The 22,445-nt window shown below is 69.2% G+C and carries 21 protein-coding genes and 1 pseudogene; 13 read left to right on the top strand and 9 right to left on the bottom strand.

Going from position 1 to position 22,445, the window contains the following annotated elements; all coding sequences use genetic code 11:
* The first annotated feature begins 53 nt into the window (after positions 1 to 53).
* The 11 genes from SNA_RS34400 (at position 54) to SNA_RS34350 (ending at position 13,564) form a co-directional block, all read left to right on the top strand.
* Entirely contained in the window at positions 54 to 1,406 is a 1,353-nt protein-coding gene (locus SNA_RS34400; RefSeq protein WP_078970389.1) for a DUF6716 putative glycosyltransferase, read from the top strand.
* Between the two features lie 35 nt (positions 1,407 to 1,441).
* Complete coding sequence (locus SNA_RS34395) at positions 1,442 to 2,635, top strand: acylneuraminate cytidylyltransferase (RefSeq protein WP_030066820.1); 1,194 nt, start codon at positions 1,442 to 1,444, stop codon at positions 2,633 to 2,635.
* A gap of 98 nt (positions 2,636 to 2,733) precedes the next feature.
* Positions 2,734 to 3,663, top strand: coding sequence for an N-acetylneuraminate synthase family protein (locus SNA_RS34390; protein ID WP_030066821.1), 930 nt, complete (start codon positions 2,734 to 2,736; stop codon positions 3,661 to 3,663).
* Positions 3,664 to 3,818: 155 nt separating this feature from the next.
* Positions 3,819 to 4,910 (top strand): hypothetical protein, encoded by a 1,092-nt coding sequence (locus tag SNA_RS34385; protein WP_044368414.1) that lies wholly within the window; start codon positions 3,819 to 3,821, stop codon positions 4,908 to 4,910.
* A 198-nt stretch (positions 4,911 to 5,108) separates the two neighbouring features.
* Positions 5,109 to 6,338 (top strand): amidohydrolase, encoded by a 1,230-nt coding sequence (locus SNA_RS34380; protein WP_044368412.1) that lies wholly within the window; start codon positions 5,109 to 5,111, stop codon positions 6,336 to 6,338.
* A gap of 221 nt (positions 6,339 to 6,559) precedes the next feature.
* The gene (locus tag SNA_RS34375; protein WP_030066825.1) at positions 6,560 to 7,597 is read left to right on the top strand and encodes a BMP family lipoprotein; all 1,038 of its coding nucleotides are present in this window, start codon (positions 6,560 to 6,562) and stop codon (positions 7,595 to 7,597) included.
* 178 nt (positions 7,598 to 7,775) lie between these two features.
* Complete coding sequence (locus SNA_RS34370; RefSeq protein WP_104532129.1) at positions 7,776 to 9,392, top strand: ABC transporter ATP-binding protein; 1,617 nt, start codon at positions 7,776 to 7,778, stop codon at positions 9,390 to 9,392.
* Positions 9,389 to 10,504, top strand: a complete 1,116-nt coding sequence (locus SNA_RS34365) for an ABC transporter permease (protein ID WP_030066827.1) — start codon at positions 9,389 to 9,391, stop codon at positions 10,502 to 10,504. Before SNA_RS34370 ends, SNA_RS34365 begins: the two co-directional genes overlap by 4 nt.
* Entirely contained in the window at positions 10,501 to 11,790 is a 1,290-nt protein-coding gene (locus tag SNA_RS34360) for an ABC transporter permease (RefSeq protein ID WP_044368180.1), read from the top strand. Before SNA_RS34365 ends, SNA_RS34360 begins: the two co-directional genes overlap by 4 nt.
* Positions 11,787 to 12,182: a cytidine deaminase gene (locus tag SNA_RS34355; RefSeq protein WP_078970388.1), complete on the top strand. Its 396-nt coding sequence runs from the start codon at positions 11,787 to 11,789 to the stop codon at positions 12,180 to 12,182. The genes SNA_RS34360 and SNA_RS34355 overlap by 4 nt, the downstream gene beginning before the upstream one ends.
* 104 nt (positions 12,183 to 12,286) lie before the next feature.
* Positions 12,287 to 13,564, top strand: coding sequence for a thymidine phosphorylase (locus tag SNA_RS34350; protein ID WP_044368178.1), 1,278 nt, complete (start codon positions 12,287 to 12,289; stop codon positions 13,562 to 13,564).
* 179 nt (positions 13,565 to 13,743) lie between these two features.
* Here SNA_RS34350 and SNA_RS40805 read toward each other — a convergent pair whose 3' ends face one another.
* The 8 genes and pseudogenes from SNA_RS40805 to SNA_RS34320 all read right to left on the bottom strand — a co-directional run bounded on the left by SNA_RS40805 (position 13,744) and on the right by SNA_RS34320 (position 18,725).
* Positions 13,744 to 13,962: a DUF397 domain-containing protein gene (locus SNA_RS40805; RefSeq protein ID WP_078970387.1), complete on the bottom strand. Its 219-nt coding sequence runs from the start codon at positions 13,960 to 13,962 to the stop codon at positions 13,744 to 13,746.
* Entirely contained in the window at positions 13,959 to 14,795 is an 837-nt protein-coding gene (locus tag SNA_RS34345) for a helix-turn-helix domain-containing protein (protein ID WP_030066833.1), read from the bottom strand. The genes SNA_RS40805 and SNA_RS34345 overlap by 4 nt, the downstream gene beginning before the upstream one ends.
* Positions 14,796 to 15,846: 1,051 nt before the next feature.
* Positions 15,847 to 16,272, bottom strand: a complete 426-nt coding sequence (locus tag SNA_RS34340) for a hypothetical protein (protein ID WP_030066834.1) — start codon at positions 16,270 to 16,272, stop codon at positions 15,847 to 15,849.
* 63 nt (positions 16,273 to 16,335) lie between these two features.
* Positions 16,336 to 16,779 carry a glycine-rich domain-containing protein gene (locus SNA_RS34335; protein ID WP_030066835.1) on the bottom strand — a complete coding sequence of 148 codons (444 nt, stop codon included), beginning with the start codon at positions 16,777 to 16,779 and terminating at the stop codon, positions 16,336 to 16,338.
* Positions 16,780 to 17,130: 351 nt separating this feature from the next.
* On the bottom strand, positions 17,131 to 17,727 hold the full coding sequence (locus tag SNA_RS34330) for a DUF5753 domain-containing protein (protein WP_338059849.1): 597 nt from the start codon (positions 17,725 to 17,727) through the stop codon (positions 17,131 to 17,133).
* Between the two features lie 54 nt (positions 17,728 to 17,781).
* A pseudogene (locus SNA_RS45095) lies at positions 17,782 to 17,985 on the bottom strand (helix-turn-helix domain-containing protein); the annotation flags it as partial.
* A gap of 22 nt (positions 17,986 to 18,007) precedes the next feature.
* Positions 18,008 to 18,520 carry a DUF6879 family protein gene (locus tag SNA_RS34325; protein WP_030066837.1) on the bottom strand — a complete coding sequence of 171 codons (513 nt, stop codon included), beginning with the start codon at positions 18,518 to 18,520 and terminating at the stop codon, positions 18,008 to 18,010.
* Positions 18,498 to 18,725 (bottom strand): hypothetical protein, encoded by a 228-nt coding sequence (locus SNA_RS34320; RefSeq protein ID WP_030066838.1) that lies wholly within the window; start codon positions 18,723 to 18,725, stop codon positions 18,498 to 18,500. The genes SNA_RS34325 and SNA_RS34320 overlap by 23 nt, the downstream gene beginning before the upstream one ends.
* Positions 18,726 to 18,967: 242 nt before the next feature.
* Between SNA_RS34320 and SNA_RS34315 the strand changes: the two genes are divergently transcribed.
* Positions 18,968 to 19,645, top strand: coding sequence for a TetR/AcrR family transcriptional regulator (locus tag SNA_RS34315; protein ID WP_241779942.1), 678 nt, complete (start codon positions 18,968 to 18,970; stop codon positions 19,643 to 19,645).
* 102 nt (positions 19,646 to 19,747) lie between these two features.
* Positions 19,748 to 20,971: an acyltransferase family protein gene (locus tag SNA_RS34310; RefSeq protein ID WP_078970385.1), complete on the top strand. Its 1,224-nt coding sequence runs from the start codon at positions 19,748 to 19,750 to the stop codon at positions 20,969 to 20,971.
* Positions 20,972 to 21,104: 133 nt separating this feature from the next.
* Here SNA_RS34310 and SNA_RS34305 read toward each other — a convergent pair whose 3' ends face one another.
* A complete protein-coding gene (locus SNA_RS34305; protein WP_044368174.1) occupies positions 21,105 to 22,427 on the bottom strand; it encodes an MFS transporter in 1,323 nt (440 codons plus the stop codon).
* Positions 22,428 to 22,445: the final 18 nt, after the last annotated feature.

Below are 22,445 nucleotides of genomic sequence, written 5' to 3'. Positions count from 1 at the left end.
TTGTTGCGGCCCAGTTGGCCCGACAAACGGAATGCCTTCCTAGCGTCTTCAACGTGCCATCACGTACCGCTTCCACGCCGCGCGTCGCCGTACTCGCCGACTCGGACACCCGGTGGAAATGGGGCGCTTTGACAGCGTACCGAATCCAATCGGACATCCAGCTCGACGGTTTTTTGCTGCGCGGCCGCGCCACGCCCACGGTCCGCCAGCTCGACGAGGTCGGCGCCCGTGCGGACTCGCTGCGCGAAATCCGCGGCATCGACTTCCTGAACGAAATGAAACGCAGCGTACGGAAGATCGACCGTGCCGCCGACGGTAGTGGATACGACGTCGTGGTGCTCGCCTGTGTAGGCGGTGCGGTGCAAGCGGTGCTGCACGGGCTCGCCCGCGCCTGGCAGGGAGCGGACCGCCGCCCCGTCGTCGTCACCGGCTATGTCGGCGTCGTCTACGAAAAACTCGCCGACGGACTGCTGCTGCGGCACGGCGCGGACGTCGTCCTCGCCAACTCCCGTCACGACGCGGACCGGTTCCGCGCGGTCTACCGCGGCGTCGGCGCCGACGACTCCAGCGTCGTCGAATGCGCCCTCCCCTTCCTCGGCGGGGAGAGCTACACCGGCGAACACGACCCCTACACCGTGGTGTTCGCCGCCCAGCCCTCCGTCCCGGACAGCCGCGCCGACCGCACGTATCTGCTGCGCCGCGCCGTGGAACACGCCCGCAAGCACCCCGAACGCGAGGTGCTGATCAAGCTGCGCAGCAAGCCCGGCGAGCACACCACGCACATCGAGGAACTCCCGTACCAGAAGCTCGCCGCCAAGGCCCCCGGCGGACTGCCCGCCAACTGCCGCCTGGTGTACGGGAACATGGGCGAGGTCCTCGACCGCACCGACCTGCTGGTCACCGTCAGCTCCACCGCCGCCCTGGAGTCGCTGCACCGCGGCATCCCCACCGCCGTCCTCACCGACCTCGGCGTACGGGAAGTCCTCGGCAACCACCACTTCCTCGGCTCCGGCTGCCTGGCCTCCTGGGACGAGCTGGACGCCGGACACCGCCCGGAGCCCGACGCGGACTGGCTGGCCCGGCAGGGCGTCGCCTCCGACGGTCCGTACGAGAAAGCCTTCGACGCGGCCCGCGACCGCGTCACCGCACTGCGCGAGGCCGACCGGCTGCCGCCCCTGGCCCCGTACTACACACCGCGCACCGCCCCCGGCTACCTCCCCGGCATGCTCGCCCGGCACGGCCTGGACCCCCGGGGCGAGCCGCTCGCCGGCCATACGGAGGCCCCCGAGGAGGCCGGCGGGCTGCGCAGGATCGCCCGCGAGACGGTCCGCGAGGCCGCCCGCGGTGCCTACCGCCACGGCGTCCAGCGCGTCGCCCCCGCCATCCGCCGATGGGGCCAGCTGTGAGCGCCCCCGACACCCCACCCGCCAAGGAGCCCGCAATGCCACCGACTGTTGTGGTCGTCATCCCCGCCCGCGGCGGATCCAAGGGCGTCCCCGCCAAGAACCTCGCCGCCGTCGGGGGAGTGCCGCTGGTCGCCCGTGCGATCCGCGAATGCCGGGCCGCCCGCCTGGTGACCGACGTCGTCGTCTCCACCGACGACGCCGGGATCGCGGCCGCCGCCCGCAGCGCCGGAGCGGTCGTCGTACGGCGCCCCGGCGAGATCGCGGGCGACACCGCCACCAGCGAGGCCGCGGTGCTGCACGCCATGGACGCCTACGAGGCGGAGCACGGCGCCCGGGTCGATGCGGTGCTCCTGGTCCAGTGCACCAGCCCGTTCATCGTCCGTGAGGACATCGACGGGGTCGCCGCGGCGGTCGTCGAGGGCGGCGCCGACAGCGCGCTGACCGTCGCGCCCTTCCACGGCTTCGTCTGGCGCGACGCCGAACCGGAGGCCCACACGACCGACGGCGGCCACGGCGTCAACCACGACAAGTCCTTCCGGCCGCGCCGCCAGGACCGCCCCCAGGACCTGCTGGAGACCGGCGCCGCCTACGCCATGGACGCGGCCGGCTTCCGCACCGCCGGCCACCGCTTCTTCGGCCGTACCGAACTCATCCGCACCGACCCCGCCCGGGTGCTGGAGATCGACGATCCGCACGACCTGGCCCGCGCCCGCGCCCTCGCGCCGCTCTTCGACGCGGACCGCCCCGGCGCGCTGCCCACCACCGACGACATCGACGCGGTCGTCCTGGACTTCGACGGCACCCAGACCGACGACCGGGTGCTGATCGACGCCGACGGCCGGGAGATCGTCGCCGTCCACCGCGGCGACGGCCTGGGCATCGCCGCGCTGCGCAAGGCGGAGCTGAAACTGCTGATCCTGTCCACCGAGCAGAACCCGGTGGTCGCCGCCCGCGCCCGCAAGCTCCAGGTGCCCGTCCTGCACGGCATCGACCGTAAGGACCTGGCCCTCAAGCAGTGGTGCGAGGAGACCGGCACCGACCCCGAGCGGGTCCTCTACGTCGGCAACGACGTCAACGACCTGCCGTGCTTCGACCTCGTCGGCTGGCCGGTGGCGGTCGCCTCGGCACACGACGTGGTGCGCGGTGCGGCCCGCGCGGTCACCGCGACCCCCGGAGGCAGCGGCGCGATCCGCGAGATCGCCGGCTGGCTCCTGGGCCCGTCCCTGTAACCCCGTTACACGCCCCGTACCTCCCCGAACCCCACCAACAGACCCCCCGATCCACCCCCCCAACACACACCCCTTATCCACACGAAGGAATCCTCCCCATGAGCAGCACCTCCCGCCTCCGCACCCTCGGCACCCGCGAGGCCGGTCCCGGCCGCCCCGTCTACATCACCGGCGAGATCGGCATCAACCACAACGGCGACCTGGAGAACGCCTTCGCCCTGATCGACGCCGCCGCCGACGCCGGCTGCGACGCCGTCAAGTTCCAGAAGCGGACCCCGGAGATCTGCACCCCGCGCGACCAGTGGGACATCGAGCGCGACACCCCCTGGGGCCGGATGACCTACATCGACTACCGCCACCGCGTGGAGTTCGACGAGGACGGCTACCGCGCCATCGACGAGTACTGCAAGAAGCGCGGCATCGCGTGGTTCGCCTCCCCGTGGGACGTCGAGTCCGTCGCCTTCCTGGAGAAGTTCGAGGTGCCCTGCTACAAGGTCGCCTCCGCCTCCCTCACCGACGACGAGCTGCTGCGCGCCATGCGCGCCACCGGCCGCACCGTCATCCTCTCCACCGGCATGTCCACCCCGAAGCAGATCCGCCACGCGGTCGAGGTCCTGGGCAGCGACAACATCCTGCTCTGCCACGCCACCAGCACCTACCCGGCCAAGGCCGAGGAGCTCAACCTGCGCATGATCAACACCCTTCAGGACGAGTACCCCAACGTCCCGATCGGCTACAGCGGCCACGAGACCGGCCTCCAGACCACCCTCGCCGCCGTCGCCCTCGGCGCCACCTTCGTCGAGCGCCACATCACCCTCGACCGCGCCATGTGGGGCTCCGACCAGGCCGCCTCCGTCGAGCCCGGCGGCCTGGCCCGCCTGGTCCGCGACATCCGCACCATCGAGGACTCCCTCGGCGACGGCGTCAAGAAGGTCTACGAGTCCGAGCTCGGCCCGATGAAGAAGCTGCGCCGCGTCGCCGGTGTGGTGGCCGAGGCCGAGGCCGACCGTGAGCCGGCCGCCGTCTGACCGCCCGGCAGACAGGAGTTCCGCGAGTGAGCTCACCCGAAGGGACCCGCGCACCCGGCGCCGGCGTCCCGCCCGAGGAGACGACGGGTACTCCCGCCCGTCGTCTCCTCGGCGTGCCCCGGCAGCGCAACCGGACCGAATCCAGCGGTGACGACATGAGCACGGCCCCCGTGGAACCGCCCACCGGAACCCTCGCCTTCGTCGAGAGCCCGGTCCAGCTGCTGAACGTCCTCGAATGGGCCCACACCGCCGAGGCCGCCGCCCTCACCGTCGTCGTGCTCTCCCCGCACGACCCGATGACCCGCGGCCAGCTGCGCCGGATGGCCGAACTCGCCCGCGACGAGGGCCATACGGTCCGCTGGGAAGAGGCCCGCGGCGGCCCGACGGCACCCCTGCGCACCGTCGGCGGCCTCACCCCTCTCCTGCGCCGCGCCCGTCGCATCGTCCTCGGTGACCCCTTCTCCCGCTACGTGCAACTGCTCCTCACCCTCACCAAGGCACGCGATCTCGTCGTCGTCGACGACGGCACCGCCACCATGGAGTTCATCGGCCAACTCGCCCGCGGCGAACGGCTGGTGCGCTGGCACCGGCACGGCAGCGGACGCGGCGCCCGCGATCTGCTCTTCGCCCCCTTCGCGAACACCGCCCGCCGGCGCCTGACCCCGGCCCCCGAGGGCGCCCGCCGCGCCCGCGCCATCGGCCTGTTCAGCTCCATGCCCGTCGAGGTCCCGCCCGGCGTCCAGGTCACCACCAACGACTTCGCCTGGACCCGCGCCCGCTTCGGCCCGCCCCTGCTGACCCGCGGCACCGACATCGTCGGCACCTCGCTGGTGGAGACCGGCGTGGTCGACGCCGACCGCTATCTGGAAGCCGTACGGACCCTGGCCCGCGCCCACGGCGCCACCCGCTACTTCGCCCACCGTCGCGAAAGCACCGACAAGCTCCGCCGGCTCGCCGCCGAGACCGGCCTGGAGATCGTCCGCCCCGACCTCCCCCTGGAGCTCATCGCCCGCCGCGGCCCCATAGGACGCCTCATCCTCAGCTTCCCCTCCACCGTCGTGCACACGCTGCCGCTCGCGCTGCGCGGCACCGAGGTGGAGGTCGCCGTCTGCGATATCGACCCCACCTGGCTGACGGATCACGCCTCGCCGCGCGCCCAGGGCTTCCTCGACGGGGTCACCGGCACCGCACGCGAGGTACGACGGCTCCAGGGCGCGGCCGAGCCCAAGGGGCTGGCCGCGGGGTGACACGGTGCGGCCGAGGGGACCCCGGGGCGCCCGGGGCCCTGCGGCACGCCCCCCGGGAGAAACTCACGTTCATACCCGCCGTGCACTCCATCCATGCACCACCCAGGCTGATTTTCTTCCCCTATCGGGCTGAACTTTTGTTGATCGAGGGACAGTTGCCCCCTTGGGGCCCGTAACCTTCAACGGGTGAACGAACTGATGTCGCTCCCCGGTACCCTCCCCGAGGCCCTCCTGCCCGAACTCATCGACTTCCGCCGCGACTTGCACATGCACCCCGAGCTCGGCAACCAGGAGCTCCGCACCACCGCGGCGATCAAGGAGCGCCTGGAGCAGGCCGGTCTGCACCCGCAGGTCCTGGCCACCGGCACCGGCCTCATCTGTGACATCGGTACGGACGCCGCAACGGGTACGGCCGCCGGCGCCGGTACGGCCGACGGCGCCGACGGCCCCGGGCTCCTGGCCCTGCGCGCGGACATCGACGCCCTGCCCATCCCCGACATCAAGACCGTCCCCTACGCCTCCACGGTCCCCGGCCGCGCCCACGCCTGCGGCCACGACGTCCACACCACCGCGGTCCTCGGCACCGGCCTGGTGCTGGCCGATCTGGCCCGCGAGGGACGGCTGCCCCGCCCCGTACGCCTGCTGTTCCAGCCCGCGGAGGAAGTCCTGCCGGGCGGCGCCTCCGACGCGATCGAGTCCGGCGTCCTGGAGGGCGTCTCCCGCATCCTGGCCGTCCACTGCGATCCGCGCGTCGACGCCGGGCGGATCGGCCTGCGCACCGGAGCGATCACCTCGGCCTGCGACCGCCTCGAAATCGATCTCGAAGGCCCCGGCGGCCACACCGCCCGCCCCCACCTGACCACCGATATGGTCACCGCCGCCGCCCGTATCGCCATCGACGTCCCGGCGCTGCTCGCCCGCCGGGTCGACTCCCGGGCGGGTCTGGCCATCACCTGGGGCCGCCTGGAATCCGGCCACGCCGCCAATGTGATCCCCCAGCGCGCCGGCCTCTCCGGCACGGTCCGCTGCCTCGATCTCGACGCCTGGCACCAGGCCGCCGACCTCGTCCACGCCGCCATCGACGAGGTCGCCACCCTGTACGGCGCCAAGTCCCAGATCACCTACGTCCGCGGCGTCCCGCCCGTCGTCAACGAGACCACCAGCGTCGAGCTGCTCCAGGACGCCATGACCGCCCGCCGCGGTCTGCACTCCGTCGAGAACACCGAACAGTCCCTCGGCGGCGAGGACTTCTCCTGGTACCTCGAACACGTCCCCGGCGCCATGGCCCGCCTCGGCGTCCGCCCGCCCGGCGCCCACCACCAGTACGACCTGCACCGCGGCGACTTCGACGTGGACGAGGAGGCCATCCGCGTGGGCATCGAACTCTTCACGGCCGCGGCGCTGCTCGACGGGGCTCGCGCGGACTGACCGCCCGGCCCGCTCGATGCGATCTTGAACGCGAGCCGGTCGGCCCCCACCCCGACCGGCCCTCCACCGCCACATCGCCGATGGTGGCCATCCGGTCACGCTGAGTCCCTTCGCGACGAATCGATAACGTCCACACGGCGAAGGGTTTTGCGCCAGGTCTACGCGCGTTAATCTCCCGACAGTCGGCGCCAAGGGTGGCGCTACGAGTCGAAGGGGCCCTCGTGCACCGGGTATCCAAGATCGTTGCCGCGGGCATAGCCACCGCGGCCCTCACACTCTCGCTGAGCGCCTGCGGCGAGTCGTCCACCGAAGCCGGCGGCAAGGACAAGGGCGTCGGGCTCGCCTTCGACGTCGGCGGCCGGGACGACCACTCGTTCAACGAGGCGGCGGCTCGTGGCGTGGACAAGGCCCAGAAGGACTTCGGCGTGAAGTCCAAGATGATGACCGCCAAGAACGGCGAGACCGAGGCGGACCGCGAGCAGCGCCTGTCCTCGCTGGCCGAGGCGGGCTACAACCCCGTCATCGGCGTCGGCTTCAACTACGGCAAGTCCGTCAACAAGGTCGCCAAGCAGTTCCCGAAGACCACCTTCGGCGTCGTCGACTCCCCCTCCCAGGCCAAGAACGTCTACGGCATGGTCTTCGCCGAGAACGAGGCCTCCTACCTGGCCGGTGTCGCCGCCGCGCTGAAGAGCAAGACCCACAAGGTCGGCTTCATCGGCGGAGTGAACAACGCGCTGATCCAGAAGTTCCAGGCCGGCTTCGAGCAGGGCGTCAAGGAGACCGACCCCAAGGCGAAGGTCACCTCCGAGTACCTCTACGCCAACGACGACAAGGGCTTCAACGACCCGGCCGCCGCGAAGGGCAAGGCCAAGGGCATGCTCGACGCCGGTATCGACGTGATCTACACCGCGGCCGGCCAGTCCGGCAACGGTTCGATCGAGACGGTCGCCGGCAAGAAGGGCACCTGGGCGATCGGCGTCGACTCCGACCAGTACCTCCAGCCGGGCCTGGCCCAGTACAAGAACTCGATCCTCACGTCGGTCATGAAGAACGTCGACGTGGCGGTGTACGACCTGGTCCAGAGCGTGCACGACAAGAAGCCGCTGACCGGCAACAAGAGCTACACGCTCAAGGACAACGGCGTGCGGCTGTCCACCTCGGGCGGCTTCATCAAGGACATCCAGGCCAAGATCGACGCGGCGAAGAAGAAGATCGCGTCGGGCCAGGTGAAGGTCAGCGACACCCCCGCCAAGCAGTAGGGTCTCTCCGCCCGGCGCGACGGCAGCACGCCGCCGCGCCGGGCCGTTCGCCGGAGCGATCCGGCAGGTTTTTCGGCTTTTTTCGGCGTCAACACTACGCGCGTAGCGGGGAGTTGGCGCGATATCTTCGCCTCCCCGCTCCTCTGTACCACTCCCTGTCCCCCAAGGAGAGTGCGCCATCAAAGCGTCCAGCAGCACCCAGGCAGACAGCGCCCCCGCCGCCGCACCGGCGGTGGAACTCCGCGGGATCACCAAGCGGTTCCCGGGAGTAGTCGCCAACCACGACATCGACATCACCATCCGCCGCGGCACCGTGCACGCGCTGGTCGGCGAGAACGGCGCGGGCAAGTCCACGCTGATGAAGATCCTCTACGGCATGCAGAAGCCGGACGAGGGCACCATCGGCATCGACGGCGAACGGGTGAGCTTCCACAGCCCGGCCGACGCCATCGCCCGCGGCATCGGCATGGTGCACCAGCACTTCATGCTCGCCGACAACCTCACCGTTCTGGAGAACGTCGTTCTCGGCGGCGAGAAGCTGCACGGCATCGGCGGCAAGGCCCGCACCGAGATCCTCAAGATCTCCGAGCGCTACGGCCTCGGTGTCCGCCCCGACGTCCTCGTCGAGGACCTCGGCGTCGCCGACCGCCAGCGGGTGGAGATCCTCAAGGTTCTCTACCGCGGCGCCCGTACGCTCATCCTCGACGAGCCGACCGCCGTCCTGGTCCCGCAGGAGGTCGATGCGCTCTTCGACAACCTGCGTGAGCTCAAGGCCGAGGGCCTGACCGTCATCTTCATCTCCCACAAGCTGGGAGAGGTGCTCTCGGTCGCCGATGACATCACCGTCATCCGGCGCGGCACCACCGTCGCCTCCGTCGTCCCCGGCGAGACCACGCCCAAGCAGCTCGCCGAGCTGATGGTCGGCAGCGAACTGCCCTCTCCGCAGACCCGCGAGTCCACCGTCACGGATGTGGAGATGCTGAAGGCCGAAGGGCTGCGGCTGAGCACCGCCGACGCCGAGGGAGTCGAGCGCATCGTCCTGGACGATGTGTCGCTGACCATCCACAAGGGCGAGGTCCTGGGCATCGCGGGTGTGGAGGGCAACGGCCAGGCCGAACTGGTCGAGGCCATCATGGGCATGCGCGACCCCGACAGCGGCACCATCACGCTGGACGGCAGCGACATCAGCCGTCTGCCCACCCGCACCCGGCGTGAGGACGGCATCGGCTACATCCCCGAGGACCGCCACCGGCACGGCCTGCTGCTGGAGGCCCCCCTGTGGGAGAACCGCATCCTGGGCCATGTCACCGAGAAGCCCAACGCCAAGGGCCTGCTGCTCGACCTGAAGGCCGCCCGCGCCGACACCGAGCGGATCGTCGCCGAGTACGACGTCCGTACCCCCGGCATCGAGGTCACCGCGGCCTCGCTCTCCGGCGGCAACCAGCAGAAGCTGATCGTCGGCCGTGAGATGAGCCATCACCCCAAGCTGCTGATCGCCGCGCACCCCACCCGGGGCGTGGACGTCGGCGCCCAGGCACAGATCTGGGACCAGATACGCGAGGCCCGCCGCGAAGGGCTGGCCGTCCTGCTGATCTCCGCCGACCTGGACGAACTCATCGGGCTGTCCGACACCCTGCGGGTGATGTACCGCGGCCGCCTGGTCGCGGACGCGGACCCCGCCACCATCACCCCGGAGGAGTTGGGCTCGGCCATGACCGGCGCCGCTACCGGCCACCTGACCGTGTCCGAGGACGGCCCCGCCGAGGGCCGCACGGAGGAAGGTGGGTCCGAGTGAAGAAGTCCGCCAGGTTCGACAAGAACAAGGTGATCCTCGGGATCGCCGCCCCCGTACTCGCCATCGTGGCCGCCCTGCTGATCACCTCGGTGATCATCCTGGCCACCGGCAAGGACCCGCTGCACGCCTACGCGGTGATGCTCGACTTCGGCTCCAAGAGCGACAGCCAGGTCTGGATCATCAACAAGGCGGTTCCGTACTACCTGTCCGCGCTGGCCGTCGCCATCGGCTTCCGGATGAACCTCTTCAACATCGGCGTCGACGGCCAGTACCGCATCGCGGCGTTCTTCGCCGCCGTGGTCGGCGGTGCGCTGACGCTCCCCGGCTTCCTCCAGATCCCGCTGATCATCCTCGTCGCGATGCTGGTCGGCTCGGTCTGGGCGGGCATCGCGGGCCTGCTGAAGACCACGCGCGGCGTCAGCGAGGTGATCACCACGATCATGCTGAACGCCATCGCGGCCGCGGTCATCGGCTACTTCCTCCAGGACGGCCGGCTCGCGGTCAAGGACGGCAACCTCTTCCACACGCCGAGCCTCCCGGCCTCCAGCCATTTCTTCAGCATCCCCACCCAGCCCGCTCCCCTCGACGGCTTCCTCGTCGTCGCCGTCGTCGTCGGCTTCGCGTACTGGTTCGTGCTCAACCGCACCCGCTTCGGCTTCGACCTCCGCACGGTCGGCCAGTCCGAGTCCGCGGCCGAGGCGGGCGGTGTCGGCGTCAAGCGGATGATCGTCACCTCCATGCTGCTGTCCGGCGCCGCAGCCGGCCTGATCGGCATGCCGACGCTGCTCGGCGAGTCGTACAACTACGGCACCGACTTCCCCATCGGCATCGGCTTCACCGGCATCGCCATCGCGCTGCTGGGCCGCAACCACCCGGTCGGAATGGCCGCCGCCGCGCTGCTGTGGGGCTTCCTCGAACGGACCGGCACCCAGCTCGAATTCGAGGACTACCAGCAGGAGATCGTCGGCGTGATGCAGGGCGTCATCGTCCTGTGCGTCGTCGTCGCCTACGAACTCGTGCGGCGCTACGGCCTCAGACTCCAGCAGCGGCAGGTCGGCGCGGAGCTCGCCGCCCAGGCCCGTAAGACCGAGAAGGCGGAGGTGTCCTCGTGAGTACGAACCTCACGGCTCCGGTCGACCAGAGCCCCCAGCACCACAAGCCCAAGACCCCCCGGGCCAAGCTCAGCTACCCCAAGGTCCTGCTGATCGTCTCGGGCAGCCTGATCCTGCTGTCCCTGCTGCGGGTGATCACCGGCGCCACCAACCTGACCGAATCCGGCCAGTACACCGCCGCGCTCAACGCCGCCGTACCGATCGGCCTGGCCGGCCTGGGCGGTCTGTGGGCCGAGCGGTCCGGGGTCATCAACATCGGCCTCGAAGGCATGATGATGCTCGGCGCCTTCTCCGCGGGCGCGGTCGGCTGGCAGCACGGCCCGTGGGCCGCGGCGGCGGCCGGTATTCTCGGCGGCGCGCTCGGCGGACTGCTGCACGCCGTCGTCACCGTCACCTTCGGCGTCGACCACATCATCTCCGGCGTCGCCATCAACATCATGGCGCTCGGCCTGACCCAGTTCCTCGCCAAGCTGTGGTTCGGCGCGGACGGCAGCGCGGCGGCGGCCGCCGGCGGCAACGACAAGCAGTCGCCACCGATGCCCGATATGCCGACGTTCACCGTCCCCGGCCTGTCCCACTGGCTCTCCGCCGTCGAGCAGCACCACTGGTTCCTGGTCTCCGACGTGGCCGGCATCGCCGGCTCCCTGGTCACCAACGTCTCCTGGCTGACCGTGGCGACCGCCGTCGTCTTCGTGCTCACCTTCTTCGTCCTGTGGCGCTCCCCCTTCGGCCTGCGGCTGCGCTCCTGCGGCGAGGGCCCGATCGCGGCCGAGTCGCTGGGCGTCAACGTCTACCGCTACAAGTACGCGGCGGTGGTCGTCTCCGGTGCGCTGGCCGGCCTCGGCGGCGCGTTCCTGGCGATCTACGTCCACATCTACCAGGACGGCCAGACCGGCGGCCGCGGCTACATCGGTCTCGCCACCATGATCTTCGGCAACTGGCGGCCGGGTGGTGTCGCCATGGGCGCCGGTCTGTTCGGCTTCATGGACGCGCTCCAGCTGCGCGGCGGCGGCCCCACCGTCCACGCCCTGCTGCTCCTGCTCGCCGTGCTGCTGGTCGGCCTGGCGCTGTGGAAGCTGCGCGGCGGGCAGCGCATCCAGGCCGCGATCAGCCTGGCCGCCGCCGCCCTGCTCGCCGTCTGGTACGCCACCACCGACACGGTCCCCCTGGAGATCGTCGGTGTCGCCCCGTACATCGCTACGCTGCTGGTGCTCTCGCTGGCCGCGCAGCGGCTGCGGCCGCCGAAGGCCATCGGCAAGATCTACCGGAGAGGCCAGGGCAAGTGATCACAGCTCCCGACTGGGAGTCACTGCGGACGCAGGCCCGGGACGCGATGTCCCGGGCCTACGCCCCGTATTCCGGCTACCCCGTCGGCGCCGCCGCCCTTGTGGACGACGGCCGCACCGTCACCGGCTGCAACGTCGAGAACGCCTCCTACGGCCTGGCGCTGTGCGCCGAATGCGGCCTGGTCTCCGCCCTGTTCGCGGGCGGCGGCGGCCGGCTGACGGCCTTCACCTGCGTCGACGGCGCGGGCGAACTCCTCGTTCCCTGCGGCCGCTGCCGCCAGCTGCTGTACGAGCACGGCGGCCCGGACCTCCTGGTCGACACGGCCGCCGGCGTCCGGCCGCTGTCCGACCTCCTGCCGGATGCGTTCGGGCCGGGGCATCTGGCCTCCTGACGCACGAGGGTGGCCGGATCCCGTCCGGTCTGGCCACCCTCGTGTCTATGCGTGTAGAACGTAGGCGTAGAGAACGGGAGCCACCCGTGCGAAAGGAACCGTCCATGGACGTCATCTCCGTCATCCGCACCAAGCGCGACCGCGGCGAGCTGACCGGCGAGCAGATCGACTGGGTCATCGACGCCTACACCCGCGGCGAGGTCGCCCACGAACAGATGTCGTCGCTGGCCATGGCCATCTTCCTCAACGGCATGAACCGCACGGAGATCGCCCGCTGGACCGCCGCCATGATCGCCTCCGGCGAGCGCATGGACTTCTCCGCCCTCACCCGCCCCACCACCGACAAACACTCCACGGGCGGCGTCGGCGACAAGATCACCCTCCCCCTCGCCCCCCTCGTCGCCGCCTGCGGCGCCGCCGTCCCCCAGCTCTCCGGCCGCGGCCTGGGCCACACCGGCGGCACCCTCGACAAGCTCGAATCCCTTCCCGGCTGGCGCGCCCACCTCTCCAACACCGAGATGCTGGACGTCCTGCGCTCCGCCGGCGCCGTCATCTGCGCCGCGGGTGACGGCCTCGCCCCCGCCGACAAAAAGCTCTACGCCCTCCGGGATGTCACCGGCACCGTCGAGTCCATCCCCCTCATCGCCTCCTCGATCATGTCCAAGAAGATCGCCGAGGGCACCGGCTCCCTCGTCCTGGACGTCAAGGTCGGCTCCGGCGCCTTCATGAAGAACCTCGACGACGCCCGTGAACTCGCCGCCACCATGGTCGAGTTGGGCACCGACCACGGCGTTCGGACCACGGCCCTGCTCACCGACATGGCCACCCCCCTCGGCCGGACCGTCGGCAACGCCCTCGAAGTCCGCGAATCCGTCGAGGTCCTGGCCGGCGGCGGCCCCGCCGACGTCGTGGAACTGACCCTCGCCCTCGCCCGCGAGATGCTCGACGCGGCGGGCCTGAAGGACACCGACCCCGCCAAGGCCCTCGCCGACGGCACCGCCATGGACCACTGGCGCCGCATGATCACCGCCCAGGGCGGCGACCCCGACGCCCCCCTCCCGGTGGCCCGCGGGCAGCACGTCATCACCGCCCCGTCCTCCGGCGTCCTCACCACCCTCGACGCCTACGCCATCGGCCTCGCCGCCTGGCGCCTGGGCGCCGGCCGCGCCCGCAAGGAGGACCCGGTCCAGGCAGGCGCGGGCGTAGAACTCCACGCCAAACCGGGGGACGCGGTCGTGGCGGGCCAGCCGCTCCTGACCCTTCACACGGACACGCCGGAGAAGATCCCGTATGCGGTGGAGGCGCTGGAGGGCGGGGTCGTGGTCGGGGCGGCGGGTGCAGGCTTCGCCGCCTCGCCCGTGGTGCTGGAACGTATCGGCTGACCTGCGACTTTCTCATTCGGGTGAACGGGATCGGCGGAACGGCGCCGGTCCCGTTCGGCATGGTGGAGTCGACTGCGCCTCGACGACGGGAGACTGCCGTGAAAGAACTCACCGTCGACCACTACGACGAAGGCCCCCGCGATCACGGGGGCCTCTCACTTTGAACTCTGGGAGGGTGCCTAGGCTCGGAACTTCTCGCGCTTCACGGCGGAGACAAACGAAGACCAGGCGTCCGCCGATATGGTCAGCGCAGTTCCAGATGGGTCCTTCGAATCCCTGACAGGAACCAGACCGGATACTGCGAAGCTTCGAGAGAACTCCACACACTCGCCGCCCGACGATGAGCTGTAAGACGACTTGATCCAATCAGCAGATGTCAGTTCCCAGTCAGGGCTCATGGCGTGTACTCCTCGCGCACAGTCTTGATGAAGGCCAGCGACTCGTCAGGGGGCATTGCGTGTGCCCGCAGCCGATCGTAGTTTTGCACGGCGGCCGCAACGGGCGTTGCCCTGCGGCACAGCCTCCCTCCCTGCGGATCATCCGCGTACAACACCGTGGGCACGTCGTTGAAGGTGAGCAACGTGAACGCCACCGAGTGTGCAGCAGCCGCCCCCGCCGCAAAGGGGATCACCTGGAGATCAATGCCGGGGCGAGCGGCTAACTCCACCAGGTACTCGAGCTGACCGGCCATGACCGATGGACCGCCTACGTGAGTGCGCAAACACGCCTCGTGCAGTACGGTCCACAGCGTCGGCGGCCGGTCCTGGCTGAGGACATCACGTCGCCTTATGCGCGCGGCTACCTTGCCCTCGATCGCCTCTTCCGGCAGGCACGGATGCCCGGCGCGGAAGATGGCACGTGCGTACTCCTTCGTCTGAAGCAGTCCCATGACCCTGGTCGTCGAGAAGCCGAGGATGCCCGAAGCCTTCCGCTCCAACTGGACGTACGGCACGAACTGTGAGGGGTGGTCCCCCTCCTCGATGCGATGGAGCAAGCCCGCGAACAGCCCGTTCGTCCCGAACATGAGGTCACAGGCGTTGGCGAACTTCTCGCTCGGCAGAAGCTTCCCGGACTCGACCTGGCTGATGTACGACTCTGAGTAACCCGACGTTCTGCCCAGCTGCTTCTGTGTGATCTTGCGGCCCAGGCGCACACGTCTGACGTCCGCCCCGAAGCGCTGAAGCGGGCTTACCGGCTGATTGAAGTCTTCGGATGTGCTCGTCTCGTCCAACGCTGTGACCTCTCGTCATGCGATCACGGACGGGGAAGCCGTATGAGTGGCGACTTCAGTTTTCCGCGCTGAAGTATCCCGATCCTACGGGAAGTTGCGTTGTTCTGGTGACCAACGAACTACACCCGGTATCCGCCTGGGTGGGTCCGGACAACGACTGATCGCCACGCGAAACCCCCGCGACGGGCAAGCGTCCGGGGGCGTGGCCAACCTGAGAGAGCAGGTCGACATGCGGAACTGTATCGCCCGTCTCGCCGAGGCACTGTTGGAGTGGTTACTGCCAGCGGCAGGCCGCCATCGGTCGGTCGGCACACCGCCCGCGGCAAGGCGCGAGGGCGCACCGACGTTCGTCCTTCCACGACGTGTGTCCGTCCGGGATTCGGGGCTGCTGCGTGGCGAGGACTCGTCCCTGGTCCGCCCGTACATCCTCACTCTTGAGGAATGGCAGGAGCGGCGAGAGCGGCGAGAGCGGCGATTGCAGCGTGGGCGGCGGCGGGCGCTGTGGCTTGCCGTGCACGGTATCGATGCCGGACCGCGGTGGATTCATGGGGTGGAGGTGGTGGGCTGATGCCCCGCAGGTGCCGCCAAGTCCACCTGATGGAACCGACGTCGGATCCGGATCCGGAGCCCGGGTGCGATGTGTGCGGGGCCCTCGCCGAGCAGCGCGCGCAAGCCTACGCCGTAGATCCACTCGCTGTGCCTCGTTCCGGTCTCGCCGAGCCCGGCCACTGTCCTGGATGCGCTCTGCTGAAACGGCAATTGAGCGAGGTCCTTCAGGCAGAGAGCGGCCTCGCCTTGTGGGAAATTCTCGGCGATATGAAGGCGCGCAAGGAAAACGGGCACCCGGAGGATGCCCGCCCGACCCAGTAGACCCAGCGGGCCAACGCGCCGGTCCCTCGCCTGCCTAACGTCCCCGACCAGAAGGCCTTGAGCAGGGGCAGGACGGCCCGGCTCTCTCGCCCCCCCCGAGAGAGCCGGGCCGTCCACACACAAAGCCCCGGCGGGCAGTGTCCGTTTCCCAGGGGCAGGGCCCTGCGAACCCAGCTGTCCCTCAGTCGACGAAGTAGTGCGGGTAGTAGGTGTACTTCATCGAGACCTGCTCGGGCGTGAGATCGGGCACGGCCATGTTGCCCGTGATCAGTGCATCGTGGTTCGACCAACCGCAGACATCGATCCGGTGCCCGCCTCCATCTATGTGCCAGTCGGCATCGGGCAGTTTCGTCACAAGGTCAGCGTGCATGATGAAAGCGCGAGTTGCCTGAGTTGTGATCCACTGCGCCTTCTCCCGGTCCTGCGCTGAGTCGCGACAGCATCGCGCTGCCATCTGCCAGAGCTTCGGCCACTGAACGCCCGGCGTCAGCGGGCCGACGTACGCAATCTGCTGGTCGTCCACGAGTTCCGACGTGTAGCCGAAGACTGGGCCGAACACGCTGAAGGCAGTGACCCGACCTTTGCCCTTATGGGCGGGTTCCGGCATGAAGATTCTCCTGGAATTGGCTGGCGTCCGGGCTGACGATCCCGGACGCCAGCGGTCAGCTGCCTAGCAGCAGGGGCCGTCTCCACAGCACGCCGGAGGGTTGCACTCGGCTGGGGCACCCCACAGCCGCTCGTCTGCCTCGAAACCTTGCGCCTTGATACGCCCGACGACGTCGGCCATCAGGCCCTTGGTGCGAATCTTGCTGTTCGGCCTGTGATGCAGGAAGTAACCGAAGCTCTCCTGGCACCACTCGGCGTATTCCTGGGTGTGCAACATGAAGGTGTGCCAGCCGACGTCCACCTGCTTGCTCGGAGCCATGCTGTCTCCGGCATTGGTGATGCCCATGACGTAGCACATGGCGATGGCCTCGCTCTGGACGCGCTCAGCGACACAGCGCTCAAGGCCGTATTCGTCGGCGCAGAAATCCGCCAATCGATCAAACAACTCCGGCGAGACGAGGTCACGACCTTGCCGGACCTTGACCGACTGCTCTAAAGCGACTGTCATGGTGTTTCTTCCCTTCTACGGTAGGGATGTTGGGCCCGACTTCGGCATCAAACGCGACGTTCCGAGGCGCCGAGGCCGGGCCCCTATACGGCCGCCGTGGGCGGGGTGAGCACCTCAACGGCCCCGTCGTTGGGGAGCCGAGGAGGGCATCTATCGGGCCTCCGCGCGCATGTAGCGGAGAGTCCAGGTAAGGGCGTTGAGTTTGATTGGTCTGTGGACGAGCGTCAGTCCACCGTCGGCGAACGGCTCGATGACGGCTGGCCCCTCCCACGCTTTACTGATTACGGCTCGTATTCAGTCAACGGCTGGGGGCTCTCGGGCCTCAACGGGTGTGCCCAAACTTGCCCACGTTCACCCGAGCGCCTCAATCGCCTTTGTGATGAGGGCTCGCGCCCCCGCACCGTATTCGGCTTGCTCGGATAGGGCTGCGAAGGTCTCTGCGTACAGGCCGATTTCGTGGCGTTGCACGATGGTCAGGTGAGCGGAGACCAATTCGACGTTCGCTTGGACGTCGTCGAAGAGGAAGAAGCCCTCTACGGGCCAGAGGCCGGAGCGGTCGGCCGTGAGCGGGATGATACCCAAGCTCACCGAAGGTAGCTTGGCCACGGCAAGCAGGTGGCCAAGCTGACCCGCCATGGTCTCGACGCCGCCGATCCGGTAGCGGAGGGCGCTCTCTTCCAAGATGATCGAGAACCGGTGATTGCCCTCATGCACGATGCGCTGCTTTGCGACGCGAACGCGTACTGCATCTTCAACGTCATCGACGAGACGCCGTCGGTCGCGGATCGACGTGAGGACCGCTCGAATGTACGCCGCTGTCTGCACGGGGCCTGGGACAAGCCATGATGAGTAGATGCGGTAGCGGAGCGTGCGCTCCCAGATCGGGAGTACCGACTCCTGGACCCGGCGGAGCCCTGACCGCTCTAGTTGGCGCCACTCGACGTACATGCCGTCGATGCCGCGTGCTGTGTCAATCAGATCGTTTGCAAGGTGCGGAACTCCGCAATGCTCTGCGTAGGAGCGAATGTCATCATAGGAAGGCGCCCTGGAGCCGTTTTCAATCCTCGAGCATTTGGATTCGTGCCAACCTGCAAGTACGGCCAGCGCCCGTGCGGTGAGTCCCGAGTCTTTTCGGATCTCACGCAGACGCCGGCCGAAGGAAACCCTCGCCTCCTTGACAGTGGAGGAAGAAGGTGGAGTGTGCACCGCGCTTCAGCCTGTCCCGTAGTCAGACCACCCGGTACTGAACATGTGGGACAGCTTTCTGCCAAACGGTCTCAAAGGTCGATGAGAGGAAGGACACCAGGCGACGCTCCTCGGTGTACTCGTGCTGCAGTGATTCTCCCTCTCCGTCGAAGTGGTTGATCAGCGCTTCCTTGTCGTCGAAGACCCAGAAGTCGTTTCCTGGCAGCGCCAAGCCCGTTGCCTGGCGGCGTGGCAGCCAGCTGACTTCTTCTCCTGCGTTGATGTTGAGTCCGTCGGTGACGGAGTGCTCGAAGCGGATGTAGTCGGAAACGGGTTCCGAGACGATGCGAGCGCGGCGTACTTTCACGCCTCTTTTTGTTGTCTCCTTCACGATGTTGAGCCAGTCCTGCCAGCGTTCGGCAGGATCAAGGGGCTTTCCCGCAGCCCAGTCGATGAAGGCGGGGTCTGATCGCATGTAGCCGTCGCGCATTTCCAAGTGGACTGCCGAGCCATGGCAGTTGCGGAAGAGCTCCTCAAACGTCGGGACCTTCGTCACCCTTCACCTCCAAGAAGAACTGCACCATGCGCCGGGGAATCTCAACCACCGTCTCGTGCCCAGGAATGTCCATGTTGGACAGACGCTCCTCGTCTTCGACCTTTACCCCCTGGACGAGATAGGTGTTCTTCATGTCGTCGAGGTAGATGGTGGGTGACCCGCCGCTGGGGCTTTCGGGGTCTTTGCCGAGCTTGTGCAAGGCCATGGTGTCCTCCGAGCGGGGAGCTGACGATCTGTGGCGAGCCTTTCACTGAACTGACCTCGAACGACAGCAACTTGCCCGAACTTGCCCCGGTCGACGCCCTGCTCCTCCCCCGGTGGCCCGCCGGCCCGCCCATGTCTCGTTCTGTCCCCCCGACTGGACAGCGCCTGTCCGGGTGACTTAAATTTTGGCCGACCGGTCAGAAAATGGTCCGGACGGCCAGTTGTCGGCCGGGCCAGGGAGAGGTGGAGCAGCACGTGGGGGAGCAGCCCGAGCGCTCGTTCATTGAGAAGGCGCGGCGCGCGCAGATCGTCGATGCGGCTGTCGAGACCATCGCGGCACGGGGGTTCGCGAAGGCCTCGCTGGCGCAGATCGCCGAGCGGGCAGGGATCAGCAAGGGCGTGATCTCGTACCACTTCGCCGGTAAGGACGAGCTGATCGAGCTGGTCGTCGAGCAGGTCTACGAGCGCATCGGCGCGTTCGTGGGCCCCCGGATGGAGGAGCAGAAGGAACGGGAGGGCGGAGGCGGCTGGCTGCGCGTCTACATCCAGTCCGTCGCCGAGTACATGGCGGGGCATCGCGTCCAGCTCACCGCGCTCGGTGAGATCTTCGGCAACTTCCGCAAGGGGGACGGGGCTCCGCGCTACGACGTTGTCACCAGCGAATCGCTGTATGTCGCGCTGGAGGAGGGGTTCCGCGAGGGCCAGGAGCGCGGTGACTTCCGGCCGTTCGACGTCCGGACGATGGCCGTGAGCCTCCAGTCCGGGATCGATGCGATGTTCGCGTACTGGAGCGCCTACCCCGAGCACGACCTGGCCGCGCACGCCCGCGAACTGGCCGATCTCTTCGAGCACGCCACCCGCGCCGAGGGCCGTCCCGCCGAGGCCCGCCCCACCGCGGACCACCGGCCGCGAGAGCACTGATCACTTCGCCGCGGCTGAGCAGAGCAGCGGCTGAGCAGAGCTGAGCAGAGCTGAGCAGCACCGAGCACAACCAACGAATCGAAAACGGGGGAACGAACGATCATGACAACGGACGGATTGAGGCAGGCGGCCTCGGGCAACGAGGCGGTCCCGCCGGCCGCCGCGCGCCCTCAGCGGGCGCGGCTCCTGTACATCGACAACCTGCGAATCGCGCTGACGGCGCTGGTGGTGCTGCACCACACCGCCGTCACCTACGGCAACATCCCGGCCTGGTACTACACCGAGCCCGCCAAGGACGGCTCCGGGCTGCTCCTGGACGCCTTCGTCATGTTCAACCAGGCGTTCTTCATGGGGTTCTTCTTCATGATCGCCGGGTACTTCACCCCGCCCTCCTACGACCGCAAGGGCGGGCGCTTCTTCTACCGCGACCGGCTCAGGCGCCTGGGCATCCCGCTGCTCGTCTTCATCCTGCTGATCCGGCCCATGGTGAACTTCGTCGGGTTCGAGCAGTTCCGCGACCGCCTGCCCTACTGGCTCTACTACTTCGTGAGCTGGGACGCGGGGCCGATGTGGTTCGTCGAGGTGCTGTTGGTGCTCGCGGGGGTGTATGCGCTGATCCGGCGCCGTACGGACCGCCGGGCGGGTGGCCAGGCAGACGGCGGTGCGTTCGCCGCGGAGGCCGGTCACCAGGCGGCGTACGGACCGCGGCGCGCGCAGGAGCACAGGCCCCTTCGGCCGGGCGCCATCATCGCCTTCACTGCGGCCCTCGCCCTCGCCACGTACCTGTGGCGCATCCTCGTGCCGACCGGCATGACCTTCCCCGTCGTCGGGCTGCCGACCCCCGACTTCCTTCCGCAGTACGCGAGTTTCTTCGTCATCGGCGTCCTCGCCTTCCGGCGCGGCTGGCCGCAGACGCTCTCCCGTACCGCCGGCCGGGTCGGCTTCAGCGTCACCGCCGTGGCGACGCTCGCGTACGTGCCGGTGCTCCTCACGTCAGCGGACGCGGTCGACGGGCACGGCACCTGGCAGTCGCTGGCCAACGCGGCCTGGGAGTCGGCGTTCGCCGTCGGCATGGTCATCGGGCTGACGGTCTTCTTCCGCGAGCACCTCAACCGGCAGGGCCGCGCCGCCGGATTCCTCTCCCGGCACGCCTTCGCCGTCTACCTCATCCACCCGCCGGTGCTCGTCGCGCTCGGCTTCGCCTTCCGCTGGCTGCACGCCCCGGCCGCCGCCAAATTCGCGCTGGTCGCCGCCCTGGCGCTGCCGCTGTGCTGGGCGGTGGGGTACGCCGTACGTTCCTTGCCCCGGGCCGACCGGGTGTTGTAGGGACATCGGCGGCGTAAGGCATCGGTGGCATAAGGCATCAGTGGCGTACGACATCAGCGGCGTACGACGAAGGGACCGCCCCACCAGGACAGGTGGCGGGACGGCCCCTTCGGCTCACTAGGGGGTCGGCGGGTCAGGCCGCCTTCCCCAGGCGCAGCAGGCGCTGCTCGACGACCGCCTTGCGGGTGGCGTACAGGGTGATCGACGCGGCGGCGGCCAGGGCCACCAGGCCGAGGGCGACGGTGCCCGGCCAGCCGGAGGCGCGGAAGGCCGCCGCGCCGAGGGCGCCGCCCAGGCTGCTGCCGATGTAGTAGGAGCACTGGTAGAGGGCCGATGCCTGGGCGCGGGCCGTGGTGGCGGTGCGGCTGACCGCGGAGGAGGCGACCGCATGGCCGGCGAAGAAGCCGGCGGTGATCAGGATCAGGCCCGCCAGGACCGCGGCGACCGTGTCGGTCAGCGACAGCAGCAGTCCGGTCGCGGTGGCGCCGACGGCCAGGTAGAGGGCGCCGCGGCGGCCCATCCGGGCGACCAGCTTGCCGGCCGCGGCCGAGGAGACCGTACCGACCAGATAGACGACGAAGATCGAGCCGACGATGCCCTGCGGGAGGTTGAACGGCTCGGCGACCAGGCGGTAGCCGATGACGGTGTAGACCGCGCCGAAGACCGTCATGAACAGGGCGCCGATGGCGTACAGACGGCGCAGGAGCGGGTTGCCGAGATGGCCGGTCAGGGTGCGGACGAGGGCCCGCGGGCCGACCGAACGGGGCACGAAGTGGCGCGCCTTGGGGACCAGCAGCCGGAAGGCCACCGCGCACACCACCGCCATCAGGCCGACCGCGCCGAGCGCCGCCCGCCAGCCCCAGCCCTGCGCGACCCAGCCGGTCACGATCCGGCCGGACATCCCGCCGATGCTGTTGCCCGCCACGAACAGCCCGATGGCCGCCACCAGGGCCTTGGCCCGTACCTCCTCGGCCAGGAACGCCATCGCCGAGGCCGGCAGACCCGCCAGCGCGATGCCCTGGACGGTGCGCAGCGCGATCAGGACGCCCAGGGACGGCGCGAACGGCACCAGCAGCGCGATCAGGGCCGCGACGGCCAGCGAGCCGGTCATCAGGGTGCGGCGGCCGAGGCGTTCGGAGACCGCGCTGAGCGGGATCACGCCGAGCGCCAGGCCGAAGGTGGCCGCCGAAACCGTCCAACTCGCCTGGTCCGGCGAGACGTTGAGGTCACTGGAGATCGCGGGCAGCAGGGCCTGGGTGGAGTACAGGAGCGCGAAGGTGGCGACTCCGGCGGCGAAGAGGGCGAAGCTCATCCGGCGGTAGCCGGGGCCGCCCGGGTGCAGCTTGCCGGACTCGGGGTCCTGGGCGGCGGCCGCGGGGGAAGACGTGTCGGTGGACGACTGGGGAGAGGCGGCCGCACGGATGGTGACGGACGCCCCGGTATCAGCGGGAGGCATACGTCGAAGGTAGAGGTG

This window comes from Streptomyces natalensis ATCC 27448, from assembly GCF_000935125.1.
Classification (GTDB): Bacteria; Actinomycetota; Actinomycetes; order Streptomycetales; family Streptomycetaceae; genus Streptomyces; species Streptomyces natalensis.
The sequence above is the reverse complement of the archived record's forward strand: the minus strand, read 5'-3'. Positions and strand labels throughout refer to the sequence as shown.

Bases quoted from the DNA above. Each gene is read 5' to 3' on its own strand.
- SNA_RS34395 (WP_030066820.1), top strand. From the start codon at position 1,442: ATGCCACCGACTGTTGTGGTCGTCATCCCCGCCCGCGGCGGATCCAAG.
- SNA_RS34390 (WP_030066821.1), top strand. From the start codon at position 2,734: ATGAGCAGCACCTCCCGCCTCCGCACCCTCGGCACCCGCGAGGCCGGT.
- SNA_RS34385 (WP_044368414.1), top strand. From the start codon at position 3,819: ATGAGCACGGCCCCCGTGGAACCGCCCACCGGAACCCTCGCCTTCGTC.
- SNA_RS34380 (WP_044368412.1), top strand. From the start codon at position 5,109: ATGTCGCTCCCCGGTACCCTCCCCGAGGCCCTCCTGCCCGAACTCATC.
- SNA_RS34350 (WP_044368178.1), top strand. From the start codon at position 12,287: ATGGACGTCATCTCCGTCATCCGCACCAAGCGCGACCGCGGCGAGCTG.
- SNA_RS40805 (WP_078970387.1), bottom strand. From the start codon at position 13,962: ATGAGCCCTGACTGGGAACTGACATCTGCTGATTGGATCAAGTCGTCT.
- SNA_RS34340 (WP_030066834.1), bottom strand. From the start codon at position 16,272: ATGCCGGAACCCGCCCATAAGGGCAAAGGTCGGGTCACTGCCTTCAGC.
- SNA_RS34335 (WP_030066835.1), bottom strand. From the start codon at position 16,779: ATGACAGTCGCTTTAGAGCAGTCGGTCAAGGTCCGGCAAGGTCGTGAC.
- SNA_RS34330 (WP_338059849.1), bottom strand. From the start codon at position 17,727: ATGTACGTCGAGTGGCGCCAACTAGAGCGGTCAGGGCTCCGCCGGGTC.
- SNA_RS34320 (WP_030066838.1), bottom strand. From the start codon at position 18,725: ATGGCCTTGCACAAGCTCGGCAAAGACCCCGAAAGCCCCAGCGGCGGG.
- SNA_RS34310 (WP_078970385.1), top strand. From the start codon at position 19,748: ATGACAACGGACGGATTGAGGCAGGCGGCCTCGGGCAACGAGGCGGTC.
- SNA_RS34305 (WP_044368174.1), bottom strand. From the start codon at position 22,427: ATGCCTCCCGCTGATACCGGGGCGTCCGTCACCATCCGTGCGGCCGCC.